The sequence below is a fragment of the Empedobacter sp. 225-1 genome, from assembly GCF_030328185.1.
Lineage (GTDB): Bacteria > Bacteroidota > Bacteroidia > Flavobacteriales > Weeksellaceae > Empedobacter > Empedobacter stercoris.
In genome coordinates this window covers 31,232-57,115 of record NZ_JACALO010000019.1, presented here as the reverse complement: position 1 = coordinate 57,115, position 25,884 = coordinate 31,232, and the positions used below count along the sequence as shown (strand labels likewise).

Genomic DNA, 25,884 nt, shown 5'->3' with positions numbered 1-25,884 from the left:
AATTTAGCACTTGGCTAATCATTGGGGGCTAGCCCCCAATGATTTAATTTGAGTTGCACTTATTTGTTGAACTTAGACTTTCTAAAAATTCTAGATTAAAATCATAATTATTCTTCCAATGTAATTTTAGTTTAGAAAAAGACTCATCAATAAAATATTCAATCCAATTATTATTTTCAATTTTTACAATTGTTTTATTTCCTTCATAATCAAAATAATATAATTCAGAAGCTGATTTTATTAATTTATACTCTTTGTCATTTATTGTTGATTTAGGCAAATTTTCTAAAGTAATCCAGTTTTCGTTATTTTTTTCAGAGAATTTTCTTATTATATCAGTGTATGCTTTACAATTTTTTTGAAATCTATAAAAAATAGCTTCTTCTTCAGATTGAATTTCATCTTTTGAAAAATCTTTAAAATATTCAACTAAATTAATGTCTTGATTGACTAAATTAATTCGTTGTGCATTATAAATTAAAAAGATAAAAGTTGTTCATTTGATTGAAAATCAGTAAATTGAATTAGTTGCAAAACATTTACAATGAACAACTTGAATACAAATTACAAAAGAATTTTGGAAGTTTTGCGAAAAATATCAAATGAATACTAGCCTATCAAAGGCGACCTCCAAAATTGAAGGATTTGGAATTGATAAGTCTTGCATTAACTGCTGAATTTATGGGTATTAACAGCGAAAATCATCTTTTCGACAAATTCCTCAAGCGATAAAATGCAAAATAGAACGTAGTGTTTATAATCGTCGCAAACGTAGATTGAGCAGTAAGATAAATGATCTACGAATGAAAATTGCCCGAAGTTTTAATGAGTTTGAGAAGTTTTTCATTATTGACAGTATGATCGTAGAAGTATGTAAACTCTCGAGGAGAATACTTCAAAAATCTGTAAAGATTACATAAAGAGTTACTGATATTTATTTTATTTGAAAAAATATTTCTAAATGGTAAATTAAAATAATTAGAAGAAATTGTTCTTAAATAATAGAATAATATAAAATCTAATATTAATATATTTGGATTTAATTCTCTTTGAGTTTTGGAATTTCTCACTTAGTTAGTTTTAATATAAATATACTAAAACATTCTAAATTATGTTATTAGGGCATCAATAAGGGGAGTAAATTAAATAAAAAAACCGCAAACCCTTATTAATAAAGAGATTGAGGTTTACACCAGTGGTCCCACTTGGAGTTCTGTTTGATTATATTAACTTTTAATGTATTTTTACACATTATATAACAGATAGTTAGTATTTTACATAAATTAGTTTTAATCAATTTTAACTCATTTTAATTTCAAAAACACCCCCTATCTGACCCCCTAATTAAAAGTTATTATAATGAATTATCATTTTGAGCTAAGGAAAGATAAAATTAACAAAGACGGGTTAATTCCAATCAGGTTAGTTGTTACACATGGAAAGTCTAGAATACGTAAAAATATCAATGCTAAAACCATAGACACTGACTGGAACAAAGATAATTTCTCAATAAATAATCAAAAGAAAAGCCCCTACTTTGAATATTACAAAGCATCTAATAGAGAAATTCAATCTGTAATTGAAAAAGTTGAATCTATTTTCAAGTTTTTTGAATACAACGAAATCGATTTTTCAGAACAGATATTCAATGAAAGATTTAATGAAGATAACACCAAAGTTTCTATCGACTTTTTTGAAGCATTTCAAGAGTTTATAGATGTTTCAAAATTAACCAAAGCTACTGGAACAATTAAAAAATATAAAACAGTCCGAAATTTCTTAAATGACTTTAAATCTTTTACAAAATATCCTTTACGTTTTGATACAATTAACACCAAATTTGAGGAAGTATTTATGCTTTATTGTTTTGATGAACGTGAAACATTAAATAACTATTATGGCAAATTAATTTCTATCATAAAAACTTTTATGCAATGGAGTTTTGATCGACAATATCATAATTCTATTGAATATAAACGAATTAAACGTACTGAAGATGAAATAGAAGTTATTTATCTGTCTATGGATGAATTAATGGAATTGTACAATCATAAATTTGAAAATAAATCTATGGAAAGAGCAAGAGATTTTTTCTGTTTTGGTTGTTTTACGGGTTTACGTCATTCAGATATTTACAATCTTGATAATGCAAATATTTACGACGATCATATTAATTTATCCTTAATAAAAACCAAAACTAATGATCATATTATTCCATTAAATGATTTTGCAAAAGCTATTTTAGAGAAATATAAAAACACAATTTACAATCCAATTCCTAAAATTTACTCACAGAAATTAAATAAAAAAATTCAAGATTGTTGCGAAGAATTAAAATGGTTTGATGAAGTTAAGTTAGTGCGTTTTATTGGAACTGAAAGAGTTTATAAAAAATTTCAAAAGTATCAATTAATCACTTCCCATGTAGCACGAAAAACCTTTATTACAAATGGTTTAATCTTAGGAATGAATGAACGTGTTTTAAGAAATATCACAAATAGTAAAGATGAAAAATCTTTCAGACGCTATGTAAAAATTGAGGAAGTACAAAAGCAGAAGGAAATGAATATTTGGAATACAGTTAAATACAAAAAAAGTGAATAAACTAACGATAAATACACCATTGAATCAAGTTTTAGTTCATTTAAACAAAAATGGAGATATTGAAATTGAAAATCTCTTAGACATTATCAATGAACATCTGAATTACAATGATATTATTACACTATTTGATTACATAGATATTCATTTTCCATTACTTAAAAATCAATTAGGTATAATTGAAAATCTAAACATTCACTTATTTGAAAAAAAATATTCAGCAAACATTTCTGAATACTCCAAATTACTTGAAACTGGATATTTTATATGCTATTTAATCGCCTTAAAGTATGAAATTCAATCAAATTTACTTAATCCATTGTTTAATAATCTGAAATCAAAGTTTATAAAAGATTTAGATCTTAAAATTAATCAAAACACAGCTAAACTAGATTTAGAATTTGAAAATAAAGAGCATTTTAGTTTAACAGACTGTCTATTTTCATTTTTTATTTACGAGCATATAAAAGCCTTTAGATTATTAAAAAACAATATTCTAAAATCAATAGAAGAATCAAATAATAATCATACACATATCAATTTAACATTCGAAATAAATAACTTCTTCAGAATCTTAAATCTTGATTACATTCCATTAATAAATCAAAAATCAATTGATACAAAAATTCATAAAAATGAAATTTTAGTTTTATTAAATGGAAGTTTAGATAATGAAAGATCAATCCCTTTATCAAAAATTGATAATAAAATTATTTTAGAACTTGTAAATAATTTAAAGAAAAATGTAAATAATCATCTTATTTACAAAGTATTAATAACATATCTTAAAGATCTAAATATAAAAAATATGGATTACAGGTATATGATTAGAGTAATACTGGATAATCTAACAAATATAAATCCTACGAAATATTCTAATGTTGAATATAATTACTGTCGAGATACTTTAAATGTCTGTTTATCTCAAAAAGAGAATTTATTCAAATTATATGCAGCTTTATCATTTTTAAAGGACTCCGAGTACCTTGAAGGGTTGTCTAAATTACTTCCTAAATTATTAGCTGAATATCTAAATGTTAGCTCGACAAGTGAACAATCAATAAAGAATTACGTTTTTTTGAATAAAAATTCTAATAAAATAATTGAAAACTATAAAAATCACCTTTTCAAATCTATCAATTAACATATTGATTATCTTTTAATTAACAATTAGGTGTAATATAGGTGTAACTTTTATATCTTAAATCATTCTAAGTTTGACTCAGTTAAAAACAATTAAACCTTTTTATTATGAGTAATAGATTTGTAGACAAAGGAGTTGAAAATAATTCTGCTCCTGAAAGAAAAAATGAATCAGTAAAATTTATTGAGAAAACAAGTTTTCCTATAAAGGAAGATCGATTGAAACAAGCGGAAGTTGCAGAAATGTTTGATACCACTGTTCAGACAATCATTAACTGGAGAAAAGCTGGGAAATTACCTTTTTATAAGATCGGTAGGCATATAATTTATTCAAGAAGTCAATTAATCAAAATCGCTTCACAAAATCAAGATTTAGTAAAAGCATAAAAAAGTGATTATTCCCCAATAATCACTTCAAATATCATTAACAAAGTTTTTTGCCTTGTCTTTTTTTAATCCTAGGTCAAAGATAAGCAAAAAACTTATAATTCAGATTATAAATCATTTAGTTTATGAAAAAAGACCAAAAGTCGTTACGTTCTGTATTCGACCAGCTTGAGTCATATCTTAGTACTAGATATGATATCAGATTTAATAGCATTAGTCTCCTTTATGAATCATCAGTTTATGGAGAATATAATTACAATGAATTAAATCTAGAACGTCTTTACGTTGAAATCGAAAGAAATGATATTCGAGTTTCTTTTGACAAGCTTTTAATCTATTTAAAAGCTACAAGTAATCAATACAATCCTATCAAGAACTACTTCCATAACCTTTTACCTATATGGGATGGGAAAGATTACATTGGAGATTTGGTATCAAAAATTGTAGTAAATGAACATCAAGAGTTTTTTAATCAACAATTCAGAAAGTTTCTTGTTCGAACTATCCTCTGTGCTTGTGAAAAGAAAATAGTTAACAAAAACGCAATAATATTTTACAGTCCCAAACAAAATATTGGTAAGAGTACTTTTATTCGATACTTATGCCCTCCTATTTTGGAAGATTATATAGCAGAGAACATCAGTAACGATAAAGACTCTATCATCAAAATAGCCAAATGCCTGATTATTAATTTAGATGAAATGCAAAATTTTATGTCCAAAGATATAGAATTTACCAAATCACTAATTTCAAAAGATAGCATTAATGAGCGATTACCTTATGGTAGAAAATCGGAAAGAATTGAACGTATTGCTTCTTTTTTAGGCTCTACCAATCAAATTGGGATACTAAAAGATAATAGTAATGTAAGATGGTTGGTTTTTGAGATTGATTCTATTGACTTTTCATATTCTAATATTGACATTAATATGGTTTGGTCACAAGCTTATCATTTAGCCTACAAAGACAATAATTTTGATCCCTTTCTAACAAATGATGAATTAAACTATAATGACGATAAAAACAATAAGTTCAGAGCTTATTCTCGAGAAGAAGAAGAGATTATATCTTTTGTAGATCATAGTGAGAATGAAAATGATTTTTTGACTGTTACTGAACTTTCTTTTGAACTAAGAAAAGTATTTGTAAATAAGCACCCAGTTGTACTTGGAAAACTTTTAAACAATATAGGATATAAACAACTTAGAATTGGAGAAGAAAGAACAAAAAAATACAAAATAAAATTATCAGAATATTACTATGAATTTATGAAGAATTAAAAAAACTACCCGTTCAACCCGTTCTACTTATTCAAAGCCTCTGTTTAAAGGATTTTATTATGGGTAAGTTATATCATTTTACTTATTCATACTTATTCAAAATATATTTTACGGATAAGTATGAACGGGTATGAACTAGTAGAAAAAATAGCCATAAACTTAGTAATAGAAAGGTTTGAACGGGTAGAACGGGTTAATTTAAAAATTAAACTTAGAAAAAATGAACTTAAACGACATAAATATACTTGATTTAGAACAAATTTTAACAAACAATTATTTGTTAAAATCAATAAAAAAATCAGATAAGTCAATATGGGTAATCTCACCATTTAGACCAAACGAATCAATCCCCTCTTTTCATATTTCCAAAATTTATAAATATGATATTTGGTTCGATCACGGAAACGGATTAGGCGGAAAAAACGTTGACTTTTTTATTCATTATTTGAAAACAGATGTAAAAGGAGTTTTAAAATACTTCAACGGAAATTCTTTTTCTTTTCAACAGCAAAAAGTTTCAAAAGATATTTTACCTCCAAAAAATAATTATAATGTCTTAGAATTGAAAAAAATCACTTCATTTCCTTTAATTCAATATTTAGATGAGAGAAAACTCCCTTTAGAAATTGTTAATCGATATTGTAAAGAAATTCATTATAAACTAAATCAGAAAACATATTACGCAATTGCATTTCCGAACAATGAAAATGGATATGAAATTCGAAATAAATATGTCAAAATGTGTTTAGTGAAAAAAGATATTTCATTGATAAAAAACAATCAAAATCAATTAAAAATTTTTGAAAGTTGGAGTGATTTTATTAGTTACCTTTTTCTATTTCCAACAGACGAATTTCTTTATGATTTCTTGATTTTAAATTCAATTGCTTTGCTTAGAAAAAATATAGAATTGATAAATAAATATGATTCTATTCAGACTTATTTTGACCACGATGATGCTGGAAAATCTGCAACAATTTTCTTAGAAACTGAATTAAAAACTAAAGTAAAAGATGATTCATATTTTTATAAAAACTATAAAGATTTAAATGAATTCATAATTTTTGAAAAATAGCCAAAAATTAGAATTTTTAGTAAAATTAGGAAATAGCAAGAAGTAATCGGGGAGAACCGATTTGAATTACATATTTCCTTAATTTTCATTTAATTATAAAACAAAAGTAGTATTTGCATATGCTTTAAAATACTACTTTACAATACAACACATTAAATATCAATAGTATTAACAATGTTAACAAAGTAGTAAAATGAAAAATAAGTTAGTTACTTTTAAATTAGATGAATCAATAAGAGACCATGCTATTAAGATGAAAAGATTGTATGATTATCCAACTTATGATGATCTTTTTCGAGATATTTTTAAGTTTTTTATTGACAACGAAACTTCTCCAAGAGATGCAAATATTTCTTTGCACAGACAAATTTTTGAACTCAAAAGAACAATATCAAAAATTCATTGTGAGTTTATAAATAAACGATTAAATCCTACACTTTTTGAAATAAAAACTCAATACATTAACACTAATAAAACGATGATTGAGATGATTAATCAAACTAATTCTAATACACATAAAGTTATAGAAATTGCAGAAAATTTAAGTGTTGTTCCTCAAAAAGAAACTCCTCAAAATAATATTAATTTTGAAGATATAAAATCTAAAATATTTGAATTAGATAAAATAAAAAAGAGCAAATTTAACGGAGAAAAAAATGTTGTAGAAATTGATTTAGTTGAATACAATCGATTAATGGATCAGTTAAAATTAAAACTAAATAATTTTTAAAATCGTGTTAAAGAAAATTAGAATACTCAACTGATTTATTCAAAAAGTATTCTAATTTTTTATCATATTCTTCTTTATAAATATGATCATTTTCTATGAGAACATCATAAATATCTTGAAAATAAAAGTAGAAAAACATATTAATTCTATAATCTTGTTTATTGTAATTTAAGAAATTTTCAAAGTCTTTAAATGTATAAGGAACCAACGAATCGAAATTTAGAGAATTACGAATTAATAAATATTCTGTAATCGTCATTAATTTAGGAGATTTTACAATCAAATATATAATTGCTGTTTTGATTGAAGTGTTATCAATTAATAAAAATTCATTGATTTTATCAAGTAGATATTGGTTATTAACTCCAATATCATTGGTTTTTTGATACAGTTTTACTTCGTTTACAAAATCAGGATTGAGTTTAATATAATTTAGTTTTTCTAAAGATTGATCTTTTTCTTCAAACAAAATACGATTGAAAATAAGATGAATAACTTGTAAAGGACTTTTACCTTGTTCAGATAATTTTTGTAGATATTCCATAAATAAAGATGGCGTGAAACTAAATACAATCCGTTCAAGAGGTACTCGGATACCCTAAACCCAGAAAGACTCAGCCCACGCCACTATATGGCATGAGCGTAAGCCCATCGAAGAATTTAGGTTTATGAAGATTTCGAGTTTTCTTGAACCAATTTCCGACAGCTTACGCGTACGTAATTACTATTTTAATGATGTAAAGATAGAAAATGATTACTAAATTTATCCTATTAATTACACATACAATCATGAAAATTCAAATCCTTAGCGATCTACATTTAGAATTTGGAAGCACTTCTCTTTCTTTCGAAAATGCAGATTTAATTATTTTAGCTGGTGATACTCATCTTGGTATCAAAGGAGTTGAATGGTGCAAAAAATACATTCCAAATAAAAGAATTATCTATTTACTTGGAAATCATGAATATTATAAAGGATCTTACCCTAAAACATTATTAAAAATAAAAGAAGCTGCATTAAATACAACTATTACTGTTTTAGAAAATGATTTTATTGATATCGAAGGGATTCGTTTTCATGGGTGCACACTATGGACTGATTTTTCAATATTTGGAGATCCAATGAAATATGGAATGATTTGTCAAAGTCAAATGAATGATTACAAATACATTAAACGAGATCCATCTTATTCAAAAATGCGAACAATTGATATTTATCGTATTCATAATAAATCAATTACATGGCTTGAACAAAGTTTAAAGGATTCCGTAGGTTTAAAAAATATTGTTATTACACATCATGCACCAAGTATTAAATCTGTACCTGAAGAGTATAAAAATATTTCTGTAACGGCAGCTTATGCATCTAATTTGGAAGATTTTATTTTAGAGCATCAACCTATGTATTGGATTCATGGTCATATTCATACGCCTTGTCAATATAATATTGGTGAAACCGACGTAATCTGCAATCCTCACGGATATATTGATGAGAAAGATAACGGTTTTATAAAAGAGTTGATTATTGAAGTGTAAAATTAGATTGAATCACTTCAATATTGTTTATTATAATACACATTTAATGTAATTACGTTACTTTTGTGTAATATAACTTACATTTATGTTTGACTTTATTACAATTAAAGATGTTAAAAATAATATTGGAGAATGGTGCAAAATAATGCGTAAATCTGAAAAATTAACGCAACAAGAATTAGCAAATGAACTTGGGCTTTCTCGTTACACAATTGTTAATCTTGAAAATGGAGAAAATCCAACACTTGAAACTCTATTAAAAGTCCTACACTATTTTGATAAAATGAATTCTCTCAATCAATTTATAACCACAAAGATTGTTGATTTGGATAATAGTAACTCAAAGTATTAATTATGACAAAAAATTATTTTATTTCAGATAGCTATGTCACGAACTTAAAATTCCAAAGAAAGTAATTGATAAGATTGAATCTGCATTTATAAAGCTTTAATCATAAATATCTACTAAACATAATTAAGATTATAGTCCACTACCCTAACACTTAAATCACTGATTTTCTGTTAGTGCTGTTTTGAATAAATAAAATTAGATATTCTTAACCTTTTAAGCCCTCTATCTTCGTTTAAAGGTAGTTATTCAGAATGGACAAAATAATTAATTTCATTTTTCTGCTCAATTATTCATTTAAATCAATAAATTAGCATCAAATGCGTATTAAATACTGCGATATGAAAATCAACAGATTAAAAATTGTATTAGCTGAAAAGGAGAAAACCAATAAATGGTTGGCGAATGAGTTAGGAAAAAGTGAAAGTACAATTTCCCGTTGGTGTACCAATGAAGTACAACCTTCATTAGAAACAATGGCTCAAATAGCAAGGCTTTTAAATATAGATATTAAAGAACTTTTGAATTCTACAAAGTAAATATGAACACGAAATTTTTTACAAACAAAGAAAATAACAGCTTATTCAATAAGTTCAAAGGTATTTTCGAGTACCAAAATATTCACTGTTTTGATGCTTTAGTAGGCTATTTTAGAGCTTCTGGATATTTTAAACTTAGACCATTTTTAGAAAATGTACCTGAAATCAGAATATTAGTTGGTATTGATGCAGATCATTTAATCGCAGATGCTAAGCGTAAAGGTCAATTATATTTAGAAAATCCTACAACGACTAAAGAAGAGTATTTAAAGTTTGTTGCTAATGATATAAATAAAGCATCTTACGATTACAATACAGAACAAAGTATTCTACAATTCATAGAGGATATAATTACAAGTAAAGTTAAACTTAGAGCCTATGGTTCAAAGAATTTACATGCCAAAATATATATTTTCAGACCAAGTTCATTCAACGAACACACTTTAGCAAGTGTTATTACTGGTTCCTCAAATCTAACGGACTCTGGTATGGGGACTTATGATGCATCAAATTATGAATTTAACGTACAGTTAAATGATTATTATGATGTGAAATTTGCGACAGAAGAGTTTGAAGAGTTATGGGAACAATCAACAGAATTAATACCAGCTGATATAGAAAATCTTAAGGATAAAACCTATTTAAAGGAAGAAAATTCTACGCCTTACGAGATGTTCCTAAAAATGTTGATTGAGTATTTTGGAGATTCTGTTATCAGAGATAAAGTTGGGAATATTTCTCTTCCAGAAGGATATACAAATCTACAATACCAAGCAGATGCAGTAACAGAAGGTTATCATAAATTATTAAAACACAATGGATTTATTTTAGCTGATGTAGTAGGTTTAGGAAAAACAATTATTGCAACACGCATTATAAAAAAAATACATCGAGAAAAATGGGTATAACACCAAAGTATTGGTGGTATATCCTAATGCCTTAGAAGTAAACTGGAAAACTACAGTAAAAGATTTTGCTTTAGGTAATTATGTTCATTTTATTTCTAACGGTAGTTTACATAAAATCATAGAAGGCAAAGGAATTGATTATTTAAAACCCGAAGATTATGATTTAATAATTGTAGACGAAGCTCATAAGTTCAGATCATCTAGTACAACAATGTATGGTTTATTAGAGCTAATTTGTAAAACGCCTAGAGCAACGATTGGGAACGATATAGATCGTCGTAAAAAAGTAATGCTCATTACTGCTACTCCTTTAAACAACAGACCTGAGGATATTGCAAATCAATTATATTTATTTCAAGATTCTAGAAAATCTACTTTAGAGGGTGTGCCAAACTTACAAAGTTTTTTTGCTGATAAAATCGAATTGTATAAAAAATTACATTTAATAAAAGATCATCAGGAATTAGTTGAACAAGTGAAAAAAATTTATGAACCTATTCGTGAAAAGATATTTTCTGAATTAGTAATTCGTAGAACCAGAGCTGATATTCGTAAAATTTCAAGATATTATGAGGATGTTGTTTCGCAAGGAATGACATTCCCAGATGTAATTGGTCCAAACAAAATTGAATATAAATTCTCTGATGAACAAGAAGTTATATTTTACGAAACGATTGATGCTATTATTGATAGAATTGGATATTTCCGATACAGAGCAATTGAATTCTTAAATCCAGAACACGCTGAATTGTATGATAATGCAAAGCTTATTTCACAACAGCTTTCAATGATTATGCGTACACAATTAGTAAAACGCTTAGAGAGTAGTTTCGAGGCATTTACTAAATCATTATATCGTTTTTACATTTCTAATCAACGTATGATTGATATGTTTAAAAAGGATAAAGTATTCATTGCTCCTGATATTGATGTAAATAAATTTTTAGACGAAGGTCGTGAAGACGAATTAGAACAACGCATTGAAGCTTTATCAGTGGAATCTCCTAACAATAAAGTTTTTAAAGCGAGTGATTTTTCAGAACAAATGATTAAAGGATTAGAAAAAGATCAAGAGGTATTACAAAAACTTTACAATCAATGGGCTAATATTGGAGAAGATCCAAAGACCAAAATGTTCATTGATCAAATCAATAATTCATTTTTTGATCAACGCAATTTCGATAAGAAGCTTGTCATTTTTTCTGAGAGTAAAGAAACAGTTGAGTATTTAGAAAGAGAATTAAGTAAAGTTGGTAGAACAGATGTTTTAGCAATTAGTGCAGCTAACAACAAGCAAAAATTCTCCATAATTCGTAAAAACTTTGATGCGAATTATCCTGGTAAACAGTTAAATGATTTCAACATAATCATTACAACAGAAGTTTTAGCAGAGGGGATTAACTTACATCGTTCAAATATTATCCTGAATTATGATATTCCTTGGAATGCAACAAAATTAATGCAGCGTATTGGTCGTGTAAACCGTATTGGATCTAAAGCAGATAAAATTTACGTGTACAATTTCTTTCCAACAGCTCAATCAAATAACTTAATCAAGTTAAATGAAAAAGCATTAAAAAAATTACAAGGCTTTCACTCTGCATTTAGTGAAGACAGCAAAGTATATTCAGAAGATGAACAACTAATTGAAAATACATTAGGGGATTTACAACCCGAAGAGGAAGTAGATGAGCGTTTACAGTATTTAGAATTAATCCGTGATTTATTCGAGAATGATTACAAAACGTATAAAAAAATTAAAAATTTACCTCTAAAAACAAGAGTTGGTCGTTCATTCAAAGTGAAAGACGATATTGCAAATAAAATTGTTGGAGAAAATTTACAAAATACAATATTGTGTTATCTTAGAAATCAAATCAAAGAAGGTTTTTATGTAGCAAACAATAAAAATTGTGTAGAAATAACTTTTTATCAAGCAGTAAAACTATTTGAGGCTTCAATTGATGAAAAGGGACAAGAAGTGTTTGAAAATCATTTCGATGAAGTAAACTTAGCCATTTCGCAATTCAAAAAAGTGTACAATACAATTTACTCTTTAGACGATTTCGATACATCAAACCTGTCAGTTCAGGAAAGAAATGCGGTTACATTTTTAGAGAGTTTAAAAGAATTACAAGACAGATTTCCAACAGAACTTTCAGAAGAATTCATAGAATTGATAGACGCGTCATTACGTATCATTTATATGGGGGTATTCCGTAAATTCAGAAACGAACTGGCAACATTAGCTGCTAGACAGAAAAAAAATAAAATGCCGTTAGCGAAAGTGGTAAATGAATTAAATACAATTTTAAACAAATACCCAATTGCTAATATAGCGCGTTTAGATGCTTTAAGAAAAGAAGAAGAAAATCAACCTAAAATTTTTGAAGAACCAAAAATTGTTATAACAGAAACATTTGCATAATGAAAACAGCTGAACTTAAAAGTATATTGCAAAGTCCGTATAGTAGAAAATCTTGGATTTCTACATTACAATTTTTAAGTGGAAAAAGAGATTTAGTTACAATCAATCTTACTCCAATTGAAATAGATATTAATACAAAAGAAGCAAATAAAATTGTTCATCAATTTAACCAAATTGGTTCTGTTAAAACAACAGATAATACCACGTTACCAATATTTGAAATTATCTTAAATAAAGACATTAAAATTGAACACAATCGTGTAGCTGTTAATGAATTTATTAAAAAATACATCATCAAAGATGCGATAAAAGGTGCGTTAGTAACCTTTTCTTATGCAAATGTCGAAACCGAAGACGATCTTTTAATTTTCACTGCTGATAGTTCTTCAAAAAGCGAATGGCGTTTCTCGTTTATTAGTAAAAATGCAGCCAATGATTTCTTCGCTGAAGCAATTGGTAAAGAAACTAATCCAAAGAAATTCACTTACATTTTTGGAAACAACGAAGCGCATCGTACAGCAATTGAACGTTTATACAATTTAGAGCAATCACGTTTTACTTTAGACGATTTCTTTGATGCTTTCAATGTAGAACCTGTTTCGAAAAAATTCTTCGACGAATACAAATTAATTTATAATGAATTAGCAACATACATTTATAACGAAGAAGAGTATCGAAAAATATTTAAAATTACAAACACTACAGATGATAAACCTCCAAAAGAAGTTAGAGGTTTTATTGGTCGATTAATGGGGCGTATAGTATTCTTATATTTCTTACAAAAGAAAAATTGGTTAGGGGCTACAAATACAGAATTTAAAGATGGCAGTACATCATTTTTATCTGATTTATTTAAGAATGATGCTGAAAATCAAAAGGATTTTTACACAAAATACTTATGTCCAATTTTCTTCGAAGCATTAAATACAAATCGTGGTAATAACCAAGAGTTTACATTAATAAATGGAAAAACTGTTTGTATTCCTTTTTTAAATGGTGGTTTGTTTGAAGAAGATCAAGAACCTTCAGGGCATAGAAATATTAAATTTAGAAAATCTGATTTCAACCGTATATTCGATTTTTTTAACAGCTACAATTTCACAGTATACGAAAATAGTCCAGAGGAACATACCATTGCGGTAGATCCTGAAATGTTAGGACATATTTTTGAAAATTTAATCGATTACAATAAAGATACAGGTACATTCTATACACCAAAGGAGATTGTACAATATATGACGCAAGAGAGTTTGATTGAGTATCTAAAATCAAATACGAATATCAATAGTAATGATTTAGAATTATTGATTAAAAATCAATTTGCTGATAATATTTCAGATGGTGAATTAAAAAATATTGAAGGTTTTTTAGATTCTATTAAAATTTGTGATCCAGCAATTGGTTCTGGTGCTTTTCCTGTAGGAATGTTACAGGAAATTTTCAACTTAAAGCGTTAATCAACTACAGATTAAAAGATAAAGAGTGGAATCCTGCATATATTAAACAAAATATTATTCAAAACTCCATTTATGGGGTTGATATAGACAGTGGTGCAGTCGAAATCGCACGTTTACGTTTTTGGTTATCATTAGTGATTGACGAAGGTTTACCTAAACCACTACCAAATTTAGATTTTAAAATTGTAGTAGGTAATTCATTAAGTTCAAAATTTGGACTAGATGATAATATGAGTACTATATTTAAAGACTTTAATAAAAAATTAAAGAAAAAAGAAATTAAAGATTCCGATATATTAAGCTTAATTGATAACAACAAATTAGATTTAGAATTCTATAAAAAAATTATAGATGAATTTGCTACAGAATCAAACCATGATAAAAAAATTGCATTTAAAAAATTAGTTCAAGCAATTAAAGAAAGTTTTAGATCATCATTAAATAAAAATAAAAACGAAAAATTATCAGAGGCTAGAGGTAAATTATTCAACTTAGAACAAACAGATATTTTTGGAAATATAAAAGGATCTAAAAAAGAAATTTCAGCGGCTAAAAAAACGCTTAAAGAAGTTGAAAAGTTAATGAAAGACTTCGAAAATGATGAAGTTCATAAAGATGCCATTGAATGGCGTTTTGAATTCCCTCATTTATTAGACGATGAAGCTAATTTCAAAGGTTTTGATATTGTAATAGGAAATCCACCATACATAAAAGAATACACAAATAAAACAGCATTTGATGGGTTTAGGAAATCTAAATATTATCAAGGAAAAATGGATATTTGGTATGCATTTACCTGTATTGCAATAGATTTATTAAAAACAAATGGTGTACAGTCTTTTATTGCTCAAAACAATTGGATAACGAGTGCAGGTGCTTCAATTGTTCGTAATAAAGTATTGAAAGAAACAGAATTTAAGTTATTTACGGATTTTTGGAACTATAAAGTTTTTAAAACTGCGGGTATTCAAACGATGGTCTATGTGTTGAAAAAGAAAACGCCAAGTGATCAATACCAAGTAAAATATTCTGTTTTAAAAGATAGTAATATAAAAGAAAGTGATTTAGTTAATTTTTTAGATTTTAATAAACCGTTTTCTTATGCAGAAAAATTTATTTTAGATTTTAATTATAAGGAGTTTATAGACGGTAATATTGTTTTTAATCACCCAGACATCCAAAATATCTTAAATAAAATTTTGGATAACGATTATCAAAAATTAAAAGATTCAGAAGTTGCAAATGGTATACATCCACATTATGATTTCGTAGCAAAAAAAATGCTCGATAAACTCTCTAGTGAATTTAAAATAGGCGATGGTATTTTTGGAATAAGTAAACAAGAATTGGAAAATTTAAATTTAAGCTCAGAGGAATATAAATTAATTAAAAGATATTATTCAGGTACTGAACACTTTAAGAAATATTATGGTAAAAAAGTAGATGAACAATTTATTATTTATACAGATTCAAGTTTTAAGAATCCTAATTCCATGGATATTTATCCTAATTTGAAATATCATTTAGATAAATTTCAAAATATTATCTCATCTGATAACAGACCTTATGGTTTACACAGAGCAAGAAAAGAAGATTTCTTTTTAGGTGAAAAAATTGCAGTTCAGCGAAAATGTCCTAATGAACCAATTTTTACTTATTTAGATTTTGAATCATATTTATCGGCAACATTTTATGTTATAAAATCTGACAGATTCAATATAAAATATTTAACGGTTCTGTTAAATTCAAAATTGATTAAATTTTGGCTAAGATATAAAGGGAAAATGCAAGGAGATAATTACCAATTAGATAAAGAACCTCTTGTAGAAATACCTATTATTAATTCAACTGATCAAATGTTTAGTTGTTTCTTAGATATGCTTACATTCTTATATTCTAATAATACTAGAGTTAATGAAATGGTTAAAAATGAAATCATTGCAAAATATTTTGAAGATATAATGGATGGTTGTGTTTTTGACTTATATTTTACAGATTATATGAAGTTGCATAATCTTTACATTACTGATACTATTAAAAAAGAATGTAATAACTATCTAAATATATATGATTTTAAAAATTTAGAAGTAAATATTAAGTGTGAAATTATATGGAATATTTACGAAAAACTTTCTTATCCAGACCATTTTGTAAAGAATAGCATTTTAAAATATCCTATTCAAAGTCCAGATATTCTTAAACTAATATTAGAAAACTAATTATGCCGACTAAAACAATTGAAAAAATTACTTTCAAAAATTTTAAAGCTTTTAGAGAGGAACAGACTATAGATTTTAAAAATAAAAATGTATTGATTTATGGTAATAATGGTGCTGGAAAATCTTCCATATTTTGGGCTTTATATACATTTTTACAAAGCAGTATAAAAACTCAAGATAAAATAGAGAAGTATTTCAAATTCTTTGATAATTCAGATGATAGTACTTATCAATCTTTAAGAAATATATTTGAACCTGAAGCAACCCATTCTTATATAGATTTGACAATAGCTAATGGAACTACAAAGTTAACCAAACGAATATCAGAAACAGATTTTGGTACTATAAATGACAGTGAAATAAAGATTATTAATGCAACAAGTGACTTTATAAATTATAAATTACTTAGTAATTTTTATCGTGATTCACATAAATATGACGTAAATCTATGGCACGTTTTTGAACGAGATATTTTTCCTTATTTAACTCATAGAGCATCTGGAGAAAATTTATTTGATAGAATTCAAAGGATAACAGAAGATGTACCTAGAACTAATAAGGGGTATCCAGTTCAAAATGATAGTGGTAAAAAAAATAGATATGAATCAGAAGTTCAACAACTTAATTTAGATATTGAAGAACTAATATCAGAGATTCAACAATATGCAAATTCAATTATTAAAGAGCATTTTTTTGATAATAAAGATGTAATTAGGGTTAGATTAGATTTTGATAAAAAGTTTCATTTTGATTTAATAAAAGAAAGGAACTGGGAGGAAGATAAAATCGCAGAAAGACAGAGTAAATTACGGATTAAATTAGTCGTAGAACATTTTAATAATCAAACCAATGATTGGATTTTTATTCAAAGAGTTCAATCACTATTAAATGAAGCTCAATTAACAAGAATAGCTATTGCAATTCGAATTGGTGCATTAAGAACTCGTATTCAAGACTCAGATTGTAAAATTTTAGTTCTTGATGATATGTTGATTAGCTTGGATATGGCAAATAGAATAGAATTAACTAAGTTAATTTTAAATAAAAATAATAAACCGAGCTTAAGATTTTTTGATAAATTCCAAAAAATTATATTAACACACAATAAAGCATTTTATAATACAATTCGTAACCATACTAATGATAATTATTGGGAATATTTTAATTTAAGTAAAAAGGAAAATAGTACTCAATCTCCTAAATTAAGAGTTGATAGGTCACATATAGAAAAAGCTCAGAAGTTTTTATCAGATGGAGAATTTGATTCGTGTGGTAATGAACTTAGAAAAGAACTAGAATCAATCTTAAAAAACTACACTGATCCAGATTTTACTAAAGATTTTAGTCCTTTAAATGATAGATTAAAAAGTGCATATATTAAATATACACAAAATGAAAGATTGGCATTTGAGAATTTATTTGTTAAAAAAGAAATAGAACTATCTATTCTAGAAAAGATTTTAGAAGATTACAATGCTGATACAACATTAAGCGAAGATAATAAACGTTTATTATCAACAATAGAAAGAGAATTAAAAACATATTTAATAAATCAATATAAAGTACAGAAAAATAAAGATTTGATATTTGATGATTTGAAGTCAATTTTAGATAGAATATTGAATCCAGCCTCTCATTCCTCAACTAATCCATTATATGAGCAAGAACTCGAAGATGCAATAGAAAAGATTCATGAAATTAAGAATTTATTAGGTACATAATATATTTTAAATTGTATTAATAAGGTTATCAAAAACAAAATACTAAATCAAGTAGGACAATCAGTCATACAAATACGTCTATTTGCAAAGCATAATAAAACTAATAATTCAATTCATTAATGAATTAGAAACATATGAAAAAAGAATTAAAAGAAAAATACGAGTTTAAAAAACAATTAGAAGAAATGTCAGTTGACTTAAAACAAAGGATAAAATATATGTTATTGGCTATAACTTTATTTTTTTGTATTTATTTATATCTTTTTATATCTAGTTCAGAAAATGTAAATCAAAGCTTAATTTGTTTAGTTTTTGGAATTATTACTTATATATTACGTAATAAATTAAAAGTGAGACTAAAAGTTGTAAATGAATTGATAAATGAGACAGAAGTCGAAATTAAATATTTAGAAACTTGTTAACTTCTTGAAACAATATTACCCCCTAATTAACCCCCAATAAAAAAATAATCCCGATAAACAGTATGTTTATCGGGATTTTCAGTGGTCCCACTTGGGCTCGAACCAAGGACTTGCTGATTATGAGTCAGCTACTCTAACCAGCTGAGTTATAGGACCTGAATTTAAGCCATTATAACAACTACTTTCGCAAATAGTCTACTGCTTAATTCGAGTGCAATATTAAAGCATATTTTTTAAATAACAAAATTATTTTACATCTTCGCAAAGCTCTACCAGTACACCATTGGTTGTTTTAGGGTGCAAAAATACAATTCGTTTATTATCTGCACCTAACTTCGGTTGATCATTAATAAAAGTAAATCCCTGATTTTTAAGACGCTCGATTTCAACTTCGATATTATCTACTCCAAAAGCAATGTGATGAATACCTTCTCTATTTTTTTCTAAATATTTTTCAATTGCACTGTCTTTTTTTTCAGAACCTACCAATTCAATCTTCGATTCTTCTACTTCGAAGAAAGATGTACGTACGCCTTCCGACTCCACTGCTTCTTCTTTATAAGGTGCTTTTCCTAATAATTTCTCGAATAAATCATTCGATAATCCCAAATCTTTTACGGCAATCCCTATATGTTCTATTTTCATGTGTGTTGTTTTGTGTAAAGATAAACTTTTCTGAAAATTTTTATTTAAAATTTAAAGAGATTGTTGTAATATTGAACTATGAGTTTTTATGAAGATGGGAGTCAATATCTCCGCAAAGGTCAGTATAGAAAGGCGATTGATTATTTTACATTATCGATTAAACGCCAAATAGAAGTGGCAAATTCATATTTCGGACGTGGATTGAGCCAGTATTATATGAAACAAAATACAGATGCAATCAAAGATTTTGATAAAGCAATTGAATTAGATGATAAAAATCCTAACTTCTATTTTTATAGAGGTATGGCAAATTTTAATCAATATAATCCTACAAAAGCAGCTGAAAACTTTGATAAAGTCATCGAAATTGATCCAAATAGTTTTGTCGCTTATCATCAAAAGGGTTATGTATTGATGAATTTAAACAAATATGACGATGCAATTGCTTGTTTTAATAAAGCCTTAGAAATTAATCCAGAATACGAATCTTGTTACCATAATCGTGCATTTTGTTTTGATCAATTAAAACAATTTGATCAAGCCATTGAAGATTATTCAAAAGTGATTGAAATGAAACCACATTTCTTATCGTTTTACAACAGAGGAAACACTTATTTTGTATTAAATGATTTAGACAATGCATTGAACGATTTTAATCAATCAATCGAATTAAATCCAAATCATTTCTTATCGTTTTACAACAAAGGTGCAATTTTAGAGAAATTAGAAAAGCAAGATGAAGCTGTTGAACAATACAAAAAAGCCTTACAGTTGAACCCAGAATTTTATTTAGCTGCAGAACGATTAGCACAATTAGAAAATCAAAATAACTAAGCAACCGTTTCAAAAAGAAACGGTTTTTTTGATCGAATTCATTTCTTGACCTAAATCAATGTGTAACTTTTTATTATATCCTTTCTTTGCAAGGTAAACAAATCGGGTATGCAAGTGCAAATAGCTGTTTTTGGAAAAAATAAGGAGATTGTTGATACATTAGAACGTGTAATTAACAACAATGACAAATGGAAAGCATTTTGCACCTGCACGCAAGAGGAATTGAAATGGTTTGTCGCTGTAAACAAGGTCCAAATTGTTTTATATAGTAGTGCAATTGGTGCTTCGGAGTTAGAAGGTGTAGAAGAATGGATAAACACCTATTTTCCTACCATAAAACAAATACATCATTACGGTGGTGGAAGTGGTTTGTTAAAATGCGAAATTGATGGAGTTTTGGCTGGAATAAATCCAATCTCTAAACTTGAAGTGAATTTAATTGGTTAGTTTTTGTTATACAAAAAAGGCTTTTCAAAATTGTTGAAAAGCCTTTTTTATGTTATATCTCTTTTACAATCCAATAATCTCGAGAAAGCCCTACATCATTACGATTGATTGCTACTTCATCGCAGAAATCTAAAAATAATTCGTCTAAGGTTTTGTCAATTTTTGGAGTTGAACCAATTATTTTGGTTAATACTGGATTTGTTTCATGTTCCAACAATTTTCCAGAAAAATTTAAAATCGAATTGTCTTTAAAACCAATAAAAGTACTTGGTGCAAAAAACATTACCTCTTCCGCATCGATTACTAAAAATGTTTTTGATTTTTTGATCAATTGAATTGCTTTGGCTTTTTCCTGTTCAGTTCCCATTTCCAAACTTTCTAAAAACAATTCAACATTGTCAAAAATTTCTTCTTTATTTTGAACAAACTCCATCATATATATTTTGGCAAAAATAGAGATTTTTTAATCTTCTTTCAGTAAAATTTCAACTTCTAAATATTCATGATAATTTTTGACAAAATCTTGATCAAAATTGATATCATCCAAACGCATTTGTACACCTTTTTTATCGACATCAATATAATCTAAAACCGTTTGTACAGTATACATTTCGAAATATTGAAACGTTGGATAAAGCGTAATTTGTTTCAAGGTCAATGCCATTATAAAACAATTGATTCCATTAAAGTTAACACCAATATCAGCGAAGTTTTTGTAAAAAGAAATCAAATTTGTTTTGAGTTGAAGATTATAATTAAAACTTCTTAATTTGAAATTTTTTAACACCAAACGATTCGTCGTTTTTAGAACAATTTCTTCTGTAATTTGAAGATTTTCACTCAATAATTCTAAAACTTTTTTGTCTTCAACTAATTGATAAAGAATATTTAAATATCGTTTAGCTGATTCAAAATCAAACAATTCTAAACTTACCAAAATCGATAAAAATAGAAAACGTTTGTTCGAGGGATATACAATTTCGATCTCTTTTAAATACTTTTGCGCTTCTTCAAATTTTAATTTATGAATGTAATATTCAGCAATATAAAAATTAGCAGCATACAAGTAATAATCTTCTTTCTTTGCTTCTAAAAGGTATAAAATTGATTCTTCGTTGAAGTTCAAGTTTCGTTGAACAACGCCCTTTAAAAAAAGTGCTTTTTTGTCTTTTGGAAATTCGTGCAACAGCTGATTCAATAAATCTTGTGCCTTAATCAATTGCTGTATAGGATTGTGAATAAACGAAAAACTTTTCCAAATTGGATATTGATTTTCATCCATCTCGTCATCAAGAATCAAGAAAAAAATATCGTTAAAAAGTTTATTGTAGTCCACGGTATAAGTTTTTTAGTAGTGCTAAAATTAAGCTATTTTTAGATAAAATGCATGAAAAAATAAAATCAGCTATTTCTAAAACTGTTGTCGTTTTATCTTCCCGCTTTCCGTTCTCGGAAAAGTTTCTATAAATATAATTTCTTTTGGAACTTGGTATTTCGTCAAATCGACCAAAGAAAAATCTAAACTTCTCTCCTCGCCTTCCACTATTAAAATTAATTTTTGTCCTAATAATTCATCCGTTTTTGATGTCACATAAAAGGCTGAATGAATAAAAGGTTTCAGTTTATCTTCTATTTGTTCAGGAAATAATTTTATTCCGCCCGAATTAATCACATTATCTGCACGCCCAATCCAATTAAATTGACGTTTATTGATGATTTCAACAATATCATTTGTCACCACTCGCAAACCATCATACGGTGTATCAATCACCAAACAACCTCGATTATCTTGTGAAATTTTCACCTCATCAAAGGCTTCAAATAAATTAGAAACATTTTGATATTTTTTGTTCTGAACTTGTTTAAAAGCAATATGTGTAATCGTTTCTGTCATTGCATAGGTTTCGTAGACTTCGTTATCAAAAGCCGCCAAATCTAATTTAACTTTCTCTGAAAGAGCTGCTCCCCCAATGATTAATTTCTTACATTTTGAAACAAACGACAACGATTTTTCGACTTGCATAGGCGTTAATGCTACAAAATCAATCGAATCCAACTCTTTTTGAATTCCTTTTGAAATATCTTCCATCAAAATATTCGAAGTAGGTTGCATACAAATCAACTTTAACCCAATTTCTACTGCACGAACCAACATTAATTTACCCGCAATATAAGTTACAGGCATCACCAACAAGGCTGAATCCCCTTTTTTCAAATTCAAGTATTTCCCTGTCATATTCGCACTTTTACGCATGTTTTCTTTGGTTAAAACAATTTCTTTTGGCGTTCCTGTTGAGCCAGAAGTATGCGCAACCATGACTGTAGAATCCGAAAACCATTCAACCAAAAATGCTTTGACTGTTTCCTCAAATTCATTGGTTGGTTGAATAGAATTGACATTAAAATTAGGGGTAGAAAAATCTAAATACAACATCTTATTTATGATAACTTACACCTGCATTAATCTCCACATCTAACACATTATTTGCCGGTGGAATTGGACAATTGTAATGCTTACTATAAGCGCAATATGGATTATACGCTTGATTGAAATCAATTGTTACTTCGTTTGAATTACCGCCAAAATCTTTTGTATTTAAATCTAAATATCTTCCTCCTCCGTAAGAAGTAACGCCATTTGTTTCGTCCATAAAAGGCAAAAACAAACTTTCTTCGTATTTCTCCATAATCGGATAAGATTGATAAATCGTTAACGTTTGCTCCATATCGTCAATCGTAAACGTAATTGTTCCGTATTCTTTGTAATTTTTGATTTTCTTCGCCGAAGTTGGAAATGGAATAACTTTTCCATCCTTAATTGGAGTAAAATTCGCTTTTACACGGTACTTTTCATTAATCGGAAAAAACGTAATTCCTTTAAAATTTGTTTTCTCCTCATCTACCAAAGGAGTTGTTTTAGGATTTGTATAAAATGACGCTAATTCAGTTTGATATTTTTGAATTGCGTTTGTATCAGTCATTTTATTTGCTGTTTGACAACTCATCAACACAACAACTGAGATTATTGCTACTAATAATTTATTGATCATAATTTGTTTCTAAATAAATATTCTCCTTTTAATTCTAATCGACTTGGAAAGTTATTGGTAAACAAACCGCCTGTTCCCAATCCTTGAGGCATCTCTGGATATAAAATTGCTGTCCATTGTGCAATAGCATTTAGTCCGATATTACTTTCCAAAGCAGAAGTAATCCAAAATGGAATTTCGTAGGTATCGGCCGCATTTATCCATTCCAAAGCCCCTCTTATTCCTCCTACTAAACTTGGTTTTAGAATAATATATTGGGGTTTAATTTTTTCTAACAATTTAAATTTATCCTCTTGTTGAACAATTCCTATTAACTCTTCGTCCAATGCAATTGGCGTTGGTGTGGTAGCACATAATTCGGTCATTTGTTCAATATTCCCTGCTTTTATGGGTTGCTCGATCGAATGAATTTTTAAGTCAGCTAATTGTTGTAACACAACCTTAGCTTCGTCAAACGTAAATCCTCCATTTGCATCAACACGTAATTCTAATTGTTCTGCAGAAAATTCTGAACGCAATTGTTGTAAAATTTCATGCTCATTTTTCCAATCAACACCAATTTTCAGTTTAATACATTTATAACCAATCGCTAATTTTTCTTTGATTTGTTCACGCATAAAATCAATTGACCCCATCCAAATCAAACCATTTGTCTGAATACCTTGATCTCCTGAAGAAAATGCTGACTCGTACAAATTTGGATTCAATTTATCTGTATAAGCATCATTGTATCGATTAGTAGAAAGACTTTGAAAAGCCTGTTCTATTCCAAATTGTATTGAAGGCCAATCTCGTAATTGATTCCATAATTCCTCAATTCCTAAATCGATATGATCGCAAACCCATTGCAATTTTTCTTCATAACCTGGTCGATCATCAAAACTCAATCCTTTAAACAATCCACATTCACCAACATATTCTTTCCCATCTTCTTCTATCGTAAAAAGATACGTTAATTTCTCTGTCAAAATCCCTCGTGAAGTCCCGCTCGGATTTTTGAATTTCAATATATAAGGTTCAAAACTTGCTTTCATACCTCAAATTTAAACAATGCTTTTTAGAAAAATATTGATTTAAATTAATTTTTCAATAAATCCAAACTCAATCGTTCACAATTTATCAATTAAACTATTTTTTTTTGAATCTCATTTTTATTTTTTTACTTTATTTTTCAAAGTGATTTCAATAAATAGTTAGTTATGAATACAAAAATGCATCATAAACAATCTTTAATTTGTTGGAATAATTAGTCTAATAATAACAATTCCACTAATTGCTATGCAATTTACAAATGAAGTCAACTGGAGTTTATTTTGATTTTATTATTGCATTTATTTTACTGTCGGTTATTGGATTAACGATAAACTACATTCTACAACTAACTAACCGTTTACAAAATAAAATCTTTTTCTGCATAATGGTTTTACTCATTGGTTTATTAATATGGACTGAATTAGCTGTCGGAGTTTTCCGTAGTCCAATAGCAGGAAATTAGAATGATTTTTTTATTGAATACTTTTCCATTTATGTCAACCTAAAAAAGATCTGAAATACGTCTAAATTTTAAAATAGAATACTAAAAAGTATTTTATTGAAAAATTGTCATAACTTTAATTCACAAAAACAGTTAATTATAAAAAGAAGTGAACACATTGTCGTTTTATCAAAGGATCATCATTTTGGATTGCTTTGTAGTTGGAAAATTGAACAAGGTTTCTTTAAAAATATTGCATTAGAACGAATTGCATCTTATGTTGAATATTTTTGGAAGAATCATCTTTCTGAGCACTTTAAACATGAAGAAACGATTATTTTTCCCTATTCAAACGATACATACAACCAACAAATTAAAACCGAACATCAAGAATTAAAGGTTTTAGCACAAAAGATTGCTCAACATCCAGAGAAATCAATAGTAGAAAAATTTGCTCATTTATTAAAAAATCATATTCGGTTCGAGGAACGTGAATGGTTTCCTTACTTACAAGAAAATCTTGATGAAAGTGATTTGAAACAAATAGGTGAAAAATTAGAAAACTCGCATACAAAACCATTTGATAATTTTGAAGACGAATTTTGGAAATAATTAGAATTAATAAAACACTTTTTACTC

27 protein-coding genes, 1 tRNA gene and 1 pseudogene are annotated in these 25,884 nt (G+C 27.4%); 20 read left to right on the top strand and 9 right to left on the bottom strand.

The features are described 5' to 3' along the window. Positions 1-43 precede the first annotated feature (43 nt). Positions 44-280: a hypothetical protein gene (locus HX088_RS07420; protein ID WP_286483809.1), complete on the bottom strand. Its 237-nt coding sequence runs from the start codon at positions 278-280 to the stop codon at positions 44-46. 264 nt (positions 281-544) lie between these two features. Between HX088_RS07420 and HX088_RS13980 the strand changes: the two are divergent. The 7 genes and pseudogenes from HX088_RS13980 to HX088_RS07390 form a co-directional block, all read left to right on the top strand. After that, a pseudogene (locus HX088_RS13980) lies at positions 545-913 on the top strand (transposase family protein); the annotation flags it as partial. 446 nt (positions 914-1,359) lie between these two features. Continuing rightward, positions 1,360-2,604, top strand: coding sequence for a phage integrase SAM-like domain-containing protein (locus tag HX088_RS07415; protein WP_286483807.1), 1,245 nt, complete (start codon positions 1,360-1,362; stop codon positions 2,602-2,604). Positions 2,605-2,623: 19 nt separating this feature from the next. Beyond that, a complete protein-coding gene (locus tag HX088_RS07410) occupies positions 2,624-3,745 on the top strand; it encodes a hypothetical protein (protein WP_286483806.1) in 1,122 nt (373 codons plus the stop codon). A gap of 107 nt (positions 3,746-3,852) precedes the next feature. After that, entirely contained in the window at positions 3,853-4,131 is a 279-nt protein-coding gene (locus HX088_RS07405) for a helix-turn-helix domain-containing protein (protein ID WP_092908189.1), read from the top strand. A 125-nt stretch (positions 4,132-4,256) separates the two neighbouring features. Continuing rightward, positions 4,257-5,411, top strand: a complete 1,155-nt coding sequence (locus HX088_RS07400; protein WP_286483805.1) for a VapE domain-containing protein — start codon at positions 4,257-4,259, stop codon at positions 5,409-5,411. 220 nt (positions 5,412-5,631) lie between these two features. Beyond that, on the top strand, positions 5,632-6,486 hold the full coding sequence (locus tag HX088_RS07395) for a DUF8464 domain-containing protein (RefSeq protein ID WP_286483804.1): 855 nt from the start codon (positions 5,632-5,634) through the stop codon (positions 6,484-6,486). 193 nt (positions 6,487-6,679) lie between these two features. Continuing rightward, positions 6,680-7,216: a hypothetical protein gene (locus HX088_RS07390; protein ID WP_286483803.1), complete on the top strand. Its 537-nt coding sequence runs from the start codon at positions 6,680-6,682 to the stop codon at positions 7,214-7,216. A gap of 7 nt (positions 7,217-7,223) precedes the next feature. Here the strand turns inward: HX088_RS07390 and HX088_RS07385 are convergent, their stop codons facing one another. Beyond that, positions 7,224-7,760 (bottom strand): hypothetical protein, encoded by a 537-nt coding sequence (locus tag HX088_RS07385; protein ID WP_286483802.1) that lies wholly within the window; start codon positions 7,758-7,760, stop codon positions 7,224-7,226. Between the two features lie 245 nt (positions 7,761-8,005). Between HX088_RS07385 and HX088_RS07380 the strand changes: the two genes are divergently transcribed. From HX088_RS07380 to HX088_RS07340, 9 genes are all read left to right on the top strand, one after another. Further along, positions 8,006-8,752 carry a metallophosphoesterase gene (locus HX088_RS07380; RefSeq protein WP_286483801.1) on the top strand — a complete coding sequence of 249 codons (747 nt, stop codon included), beginning with the start codon at positions 8,006-8,008 and terminating at the stop codon, positions 8,750-8,752. Positions 8,753-8,837: 85 nt separating this feature from the next. Further along, positions 8,838-9,104, top strand: a complete 267-nt coding sequence (locus tag HX088_RS07375; protein ID WP_286483799.1) for a helix-turn-helix transcriptional regulator — start codon at positions 8,838-8,840, stop codon at positions 9,102-9,104. A gap of 338 nt (positions 9,105-9,442) precedes the next feature. Further along, a complete protein-coding gene (locus HX088_RS07370) occupies positions 9,443-9,640 on the top strand; it encodes a helix-turn-helix transcriptional regulator (RefSeq protein WP_286483797.1) in 198 nt (65 codons plus the stop codon). A gap of 2 nt (positions 9,641-9,642) precedes the next feature. Then, complete coding sequence (locus HX088_RS07365; protein ID WP_286483796.1) at positions 9,643-10,548, top strand: phospholipase D-like domain-containing protein; 906 nt, start codon at positions 9,643-9,645, stop codon at positions 10,546-10,548. Between the two features lie 13 nt (positions 10,549-10,561). Beyond that, positions 10,562-12,976: a helicase-related protein gene (locus tag HX088_RS07360; RefSeq protein ID WP_286483811.1), complete on the top strand. Its 2,415-nt coding sequence runs from the start codon at positions 10,562-10,564 to the stop codon at positions 12,974-12,976. After that, entirely contained in the window at positions 12,976-14,433 is a 1,458-nt protein-coding gene (locus HX088_RS07355; RefSeq protein WP_286483795.1) for a DNA methyltransferase family protein, read from the top strand. The genes HX088_RS07360 and HX088_RS07355 overlap by 1 nt, the downstream gene beginning before the upstream one ends. Then, on the top strand, positions 14,433-16,652 hold the full coding sequence (locus HX088_RS07350) for an Eco57I restriction-modification methylase domain-containing protein (RefSeq protein WP_502875134.1): 2,220 nt from the start codon (positions 14,433-14,435) through the stop codon (positions 16,650-16,652). The genes HX088_RS07355 and HX088_RS07350 overlap by 1 nt, the downstream gene beginning before the upstream one ends. A gap of 2 nt (positions 16,653-16,654) precedes the next feature. Then, complete coding sequence (locus HX088_RS07345; RefSeq protein ID WP_286483793.1) at positions 16,655-18,373, top strand: AAA family ATPase; 1,719 nt, start codon at positions 16,655-16,657, stop codon at positions 18,371-18,373. A 134-nt stretch (positions 18,374-18,507) separates the two neighbouring features. Continuing rightward, positions 18,508-18,795, top strand: a complete 288-nt coding sequence (locus HX088_RS07340; protein WP_286483792.1) for a hypothetical protein — start codon at positions 18,508-18,510, stop codon at positions 18,793-18,795. Positions 18,796-18,877: 82 nt separating this feature from the next. Here HX088_RS07340 and HX088_RS07335 read toward each other — a convergent pair. After that, positions 18,878-18,951 (bottom strand) — tRNA-Ile (locus tag HX088_RS07335). A 90-nt stretch (positions 18,952-19,041) separates the two neighbouring features. Next, positions 19,042-19,440: a methylmalonyl-CoA epimerase gene (gene mce, locus HX088_RS07330; protein ID WP_286483791.1), complete on the bottom strand. Its 399-nt coding sequence runs from the start codon at positions 19,438-19,440 to the stop codon at positions 19,042-19,044. A gap of 78 nt (positions 19,441-19,518) precedes the next feature. On the opposite strand from mce, the gene HX088_RS07325 reads away from it, so the two are divergent. Both HX088_RS07325 and HX088_RS07320 read left to right on the top strand, forming a co-directional pair. Next, entirely contained in the window at positions 19,519-20,274 is a 756-nt protein-coding gene (locus HX088_RS07325; protein ID WP_171622922.1) for a tetratricopeptide repeat protein, read from the top strand. Positions 20,275-20,382: 108 nt separating this feature from the next. Next, on the top strand, positions 20,383-20,721 hold the full coding sequence (locus HX088_RS07320) for a hypothetical protein (RefSeq protein WP_284584029.1): 339 nt from the start codon (positions 20,383-20,385) through the stop codon (positions 20,719-20,721). 52 nt (positions 20,722-20,773) lie between these two features. Here HX088_RS07320 and HX088_RS07315 read toward each other — a convergent pair whose 3' ends face one another. The 5 genes from HX088_RS07315 to HX088_RS07295 form a co-directional block, all read right to left on the bottom strand. Continuing rightward, the gene (locus tag HX088_RS07315; RefSeq protein WP_286483789.1) at positions 20,774-21,154 is read right to left on the bottom strand and encodes a hypothetical protein; all 381 of its coding nucleotides are present in this window, start codon (positions 21,152-21,154) and stop codon (positions 20,774-20,776) included. A gap of 30 nt (positions 21,155-21,184) precedes the next feature. Then, positions 21,185-22,057 carry a tetratricopeptide repeat protein gene (locus tag HX088_RS07310; protein WP_284584031.1) on the bottom strand — a complete coding sequence of 291 codons (873 nt, stop codon included), beginning with the start codon at positions 22,055-22,057 and terminating at the stop codon, positions 21,185-21,187. A 75-nt stretch (positions 22,058-22,132) separates the two neighbouring features. Then, complete coding sequence (locus HX088_RS07305) at positions 22,133-23,155, bottom strand: AMP-binding protein (RefSeq protein ID WP_286483788.1); 1,023 nt, start codon at positions 23,153-23,155, stop codon at positions 22,133-22,135. Position 23,156: 1 nt separating this feature from the next. Next, on the bottom strand, positions 23,157-23,771 hold the full coding sequence (locus HX088_RS07300) for a DUF1684 domain-containing protein (RefSeq protein WP_225539080.1): 615 nt from the start codon (positions 23,769-23,771) through the stop codon (positions 23,157-23,159). Next, positions 23,768-24,805, bottom strand: coding sequence for an o-succinylbenzoate synthase (locus tag HX088_RS07295; RefSeq protein ID WP_171622916.1), 1,038 nt, complete (start codon positions 24,803-24,805; stop codon positions 23,768-23,770). The genes HX088_RS07300 and HX088_RS07295 overlap by 4 nt, the downstream gene beginning before the upstream one ends. 257 nt (positions 24,806-25,062) lie before the next feature. Here HX088_RS07295 and HX088_RS07290 point away from each other — a divergent pair, with 257 nt between their 5' ends. Continuing rightward, a complete protein-coding gene (locus HX088_RS07290) occupies positions 25,063-25,266 on the top strand; it encodes a hypothetical protein (RefSeq protein WP_225542124.1) in 204 nt (67 codons plus the stop codon). 96 nt (positions 25,267-25,362) lie between these two features. Beyond that, complete coding sequence (locus HX088_RS07285; RefSeq protein WP_286483787.1) at positions 25,363-25,857, top strand: hemerythrin domain-containing protein; 495 nt, start codon at positions 25,363-25,365, stop codon at positions 25,855-25,857. The last annotated feature ends 27 nt before the right edge of the window (positions 25,858-25,884 follow it).